Raw genomic sequence first — 3,568 nt, forward strand, 5'->3', positions numbered from 1 at the left:
CATGCTGCTCAAGACCAGCGGCATGACCTACAAGAAGTACCGCACGGCCACGCTCAGCTCGGCCAAGACGCTCGACCCGACCTGCGCGCTGTTCACCAAGACCAAGGCCGCCTGGGACGCGATCAGCGTGCCCGCGCAGACCGGTGACCCGACCTGCACCCCCGGCCCGGGTCAGAACGACTTCTCGATCACCCTCAACCCGACCGCCGGCACGGTGGCCCCGGGCGCGTCCGTCGGCTCCACGGTGGCCACGACCATCACCAGCGGCCAGGCGCAGACGGTCAACCTGACCGCCTCCGGTCTGCCGAACGGTGTAACCGCCCAGTTCAACCCGGCCAGTGTGCAGTCCGGCGCCAACTCCACGCTGACCCTGTCGGCGAGTTCGACCGCCACGGCGGGCACGTCCACGATCACGGTGACCGGCACAGGTACCGGCGCAACGCACACCGCGCAGTACACGCTGACGGTCAGCGGCACGTCCTCACCGATACCCGACGTCAGCGTCGCGAACGTGCAGGCGCACCTGTCCCAGCTGAACACCATCGCGACCCAGAACGGCGGCAACCGCCGCGCGGGCAGCGCCGGTTACACCGCGTCGCTGGCCTATGTGAAGGGTAAGCTCCAGGCGGCCGGCTACCAGGTCACCGAGCAGACCTGCACCTCCTGCACCTACCGCTCCAACAACCTGATCGCCGACTGGCCCGGCGGCCCCGCCGACCAGGTCGTCATGTTCGGCGCCCACCTGGACAGCGTCCAGGCCGGCCCCGGCATCAACGACAACGGCTCCGGCTCCGCCACCCTCCTGGAGAACGCGCTCGTCCTCGCGCAGGCCAACCCGAACCTGACCAAGCATGTGCGGTTCGGCTGGTGGGCCGGCGAGGAACAGGGCCTCCAGGGCTCGCAGTTCTACGTCAGCCAATTGAGCTCGACACAGCGCACCGCGATCAAGGGCTACTACAACTTCGACATGGTCGGCTCGCCCAACGGCGGCTACTTCATCAACAACATCAACTCCGCCACCGCCGCCCCGATGAAGGCCTACTGGGACTCGCTGAACCTGCGTCCCGAGGAGAACGTCGAGGGCCAGGGACGCTCCGACGACTACTCCTTCCAGCAGGGCGGTATCCCCACCTCCGGCTACGCGGCCGGTGCCGACGCGGTCAAGACCTCCGCACAGGCGCAGAAGTGGGGCGGACAGGCGAACCAGTCCTACGACTCCTGCTACCACTCCGCGTGTGACACTTCCTCCAACATCAACGCGACGGTTCTGGACCGCAGCGCGGACGGCGTCGCCTACACCATCTGGAAGACCGCGGTCGGCGGCAGCAACCCCGGCAACGACTTCTCGGTCGGTGTCAGCCCGAGCTCGGGCAGCACCCAGCCGGGCGGCAACACCACCGCGACCGTCAACACCCAGACCACCAGCGGCAACCCGCAGACGGTGAACCTGACCGCCTCGGGCGCGCCGAGCGGCGTGGACGTGACCTTCAACCCGACGTCGGTCCAGTCCGGCGCGTCCTCGACGGTGACCTTCCAGGTGGGGGCCAACGTCGCGACGGGTACGTACCCGATCACCATCACCGGTACCGGCACCGTGCAGCACGCGACGACCTACACGCTGACCGTCGGCACCGTCAACCCGGGCAACTCGCTGCAGAACGGCGGCTTCGAGCAGGGCACCGCCAACTGGACGCAGAGCGCCAACGACATCACCAACAGCACGCAGGCCACCCCGCACAGCGGTGGCTGGTACGCCTGGATGATGGGTTACGGCAGCACCGCCACCGAGACCCTGAGCCAGGGGAACATCACCATCCCGGCCAACGCCACGCTGCGCGTGTGGGTCAAGATCACCACCGAGGAGGTCGGGAGCACCGTCTACGACACCCTCGGCGTCCAGATCAACGGCACCACGCTGGCCACCTACTCCAACGCCAACGCGACCGGCACCTATGTGCAGAAGACCGTGGACCTGAGCGCCTACGCGGGCCAGACGGTCAGCCTCCAGTTCTCCGGTTCCGAGGACGAGTCCGCGACGACCACGTTCTACGTGGACGACGTCTCGATCTCCTGACCCCGTCCCGAAAGGCACCGCACCACGAGTGACCGCCCCGCCCCCGACAGCGCGCCGGGGGCGGGGCGCACTCGTGTCCGGGCCCGCGCACCGGCCGCGCCTCAGGCCCGGTCGTGTGCCCGCAGCCGGCGGCCGACCACGCCCAACGCCTCGGCCAGTACCGCCAGTTGCTCACGATCCAGGACGTCGATCAGGACCTCGCGCACCCGTGCCACATGCGCGGGCGCGGCGCCGCGCAACCGCGCGGACCCCTCGTCGGTCAGCACCGCGTAGACCCCGCGCGCCTGTTCCGGGCACGCGCGCCGGCGAACCAGGCCCAGCTTCTCCAACTGGGCGACCTGGTAGGTGATCCCGCTCTTCGAGGTGATCAACCGGTCGGCCAGCTCGGCCATCCGCAATTCGCCGTCGGGCGCGTCCGCGAGGTGTACCAGGATCTCGTACTGCGGGTGGGACAACCCCGCCTCGTCCTTGAGCTGGCGCTCCAGAGCCCGGTCCACCCGGTGGCCGGCCTCGACGAAGCTCGTCCACGCGGCCATCTCCAGGTCGTCCAGCCAACGCGGTTCGCTCATGCGGCAAACCCTACCCAGCTTGTCGAAGCCGGGGTCGGCCTGTAGCGTCGAAGTAGTTCAAATTTGAACTGGCCAACCGCAACCTCGCGGCGCGCACCGCCACACGTGGTGACACCGCGTGCGGCGCCGCCGCATGTCCGCACGCCGCAAGATCGCGCCGGCGACCTCGCCATCGACAGGAGCACCCGCATGTACTCCCCCGCCGAGACGACCCACCGCGACCCCGATCAGGCGACCCGCACCGCGCCGGCCGGCGCGCCCGCCGGGTCGCTGCACGGCTACGACCTCGGCCTGGCCCTGCTGCGCGTCGTGGTCGGCCTGACCATGGCCGCACACGGCACACAGAAACTCTTCGGCTGGTTCGACGGCTCCGGCCTGGACGGCACCGGCCAGTTCTTCACCATGAGCGGCTACCCGTCCGGCAAGGCGATGGCCACCGTGGCCGGCCTCACCGAGACCTTCGGCGGCCTCGCCCTCGTCATCGGCCTGTGCACCCCCCTGGCCGCCGCCGGGATCGTGGGCACCATGATCAACGCCATCGCGGTCAAGTGGGACGGCGGCTTCTTCGCGCCGAAGGGCGTCGAGTACGAACTGCTGCTCACCGCGGCCGCCGCCGCTCTCGCACTGACCGGCCCGGGCCGGCTGGCCGTGGACCGCTTCCTGCCGGTCCTGCGCAGCCACCGCGTGGCCTACGGCATAGCCGCCGTCGCGGTCGGCGCAATCACCGCCGGCGTCATCCTGATGTTGCGCGACTGAGCACGAGCACACGAGCACGCCCCGAATCACCTGCGGCCGCCCCCCCGGGGCCCCGGGCCCCCGGGGCGGCCCCAGTAGGGGCACCCCCGGTAGGGGCCGGCCCCCCGCCGTTCGGAAATTTTAAATATGCCCCGGGGGTTTAGTACGGGACAAAACAAAACCCCACCGG

General features: G+C 69.7%; 3 protein-coding genes. 2 read left to right on the forward strand and 1 reads right to left on the reverse strand.

Annotation, left to right across the window (positions count from 1 at the left end):
• The coding region (locus ACWGR4_RS48135) for a M28 family peptidase (RefSeq protein WP_452134104.1) at positions 1 to 2,074 on the forward strand (2,074 nt) is incomplete at its 5' end.
• Positions 2,075 to 2,175: 101 nt separating this feature from the next.
• On the opposite strand, the gene ACWGR4_RS48140 is transcribed toward ACWGR4_RS48135, so the two are convergent.
• Complete coding sequence (locus tag ACWGR4_RS48140) at positions 2,176 to 2,643, reverse strand: MarR family winged helix-turn-helix transcriptional regulator (RefSeq protein WP_126638644.1); 468 nt, start codon at positions 2,641 to 2,643, stop codon at positions 2,176 to 2,178.
• 189 nt (positions 2,644 to 2,832) lie between these two features.
• On the opposite strand from ACWGR4_RS48140, the gene ACWGR4_RS48145 reads away from it, so the two are divergent.
• Entirely contained in the window at positions 2,833 to 3,399 is a 567-nt protein-coding gene (locus tag ACWGR4_RS48145) for a DoxX family protein (protein ID WP_380011641.1), read from the forward strand.
• Positions 3,400 to 3,568: the final 169 nt, after the last annotated feature.

The sequence above is a fragment of the Embleya sp. NPDC055664 genome, from assembly GCF_053618075.1.

Excerpts from the sequence above, each read along its gene's own strand:
- ACWGR4_RS48145 (WP_380011641.1), top strand. The coding sequence starts at position 2,833 with ATGTACTCCCCCGCCGAGACGACCCACCGCGACCCCGATCAGGCGACC.
- ACWGR4_RS48140 (WP_126638644.1), bottom strand. The coding sequence starts at position 2,643 with ATGAGCGAACCGCGTTGGCTGGACGACCTGGAGATGGCCGCGTGGACG.